Raw genomic sequence first — 1,195 nt, forward strand, 5'->3', positions numbered from 1 at the left:
GGCTCGCTCCTACAATGTAACCAAGCGTAGGCCTTATCTCGTGGATCGAATGACTGATCGCCGTTCGTGATCCACACTTTGAACCCCAGCTGCTGGAGCGCGTTCCATGTCTGACCGCTATATCGACTTCGCCAATTCGTCCATCGGCCATCGTCTGGTCGGCGCTCTGGGGCTGCCGGCGCCGACCAGACTGGAGCGCTGGCAAGCAGGCCGACTTCGACCCGTGGAAGGTGCGTTGCTGATCGGCGGTGGGCCGTTGACGGAACACGTCAGCGCCTTCGCCAACCGCCTGACCGACGCGATCTACAGCTACGGCACCGAGCCTTCGATGGCCACGGCCTGGATTCCCGACCATGGACCGAAACTCAAGGCTGTGGTGTTCGACGCCAGTGATCTGCTGCACACCGATCAGCTCAAGCAACTGCGCGAGTTTTTCCAGCCGCTGATGAGGAACCTCGATCACTGCGCGCACCTGGTGATTCTCGGACGCGATCCACAAACCTTGCGCGACCCGTTCGCCGCCAGTGCGCAGCGTGCCCTGGAAGGTTTCAGCCGTTCACTGGCCAAGGAGATGCGCAACGGCGGCACCCTGCAATTGATCCATGTCGGCGAAGGTGCCGAGACACAACTGGAAGGCCCGCTGCGGTTTTTCCTCTCGCCGAAAAGCGCCTTCGTGTCCGGGCAGGTCATTCGCTTGAATCCGTGCGCGACGCCAGTCACCGACTGGACACGCCCGCTCGCCGGGCGCAAGGCGCTGGTCACCGGCGCGGCGCGGGGCATTGGTGCCGCCATCGCCGAAACCCTTGCCCGTGATGGTGCCGACGTCATCCTGCTCGACGTGCCGCCGGCCAAAACCGATCTCGAAGCCCTCGCCGCCCGCCTCGGCGGGCACAGCATCACCCTCGACATCTGCGCCGAAGACGCTGCCACGCAGTTGATCGAACAGTTGCCCGACGGCCTCGACATCGTGGTGCACAACGCCGGCATCACTCGGGATAAAACCCTGGCCAACATGACCCCGGAATACTGGGACGCCGTTCTGGCGGTCAACCTCAATGCACCGCAAGTGCTGACCAAAGCCCTGCTCGACAGCGGCACCCTGCACGACAACGGCCGGGTGATTCTGCTGGCGTCCATCAGTGGCATCGCCGGCAATCGCGGGCAAACCAATTACGCGGCGAGCAAGGCCGGGCTC

1 protein-coding gene is annotated in these 1,195 nt (G+C 63.7%); it reads left to right on the forward strand.

Annotated elements, in window-relative coordinates:
• Positions 1–106: 106 nt before the first annotated feature.
• On the forward strand, positions 107–1,195 hold a 1,089-nt coding region (locus ACXRVY_RS30260), incomplete at its 3' end, for a 3-oxoacyl-ACP reductase (protein WP_458239106.1).

The sequence above is a fragment of the Pseudomonas sp. P5_A2_2 genome, from assembly GCF_054177685.1.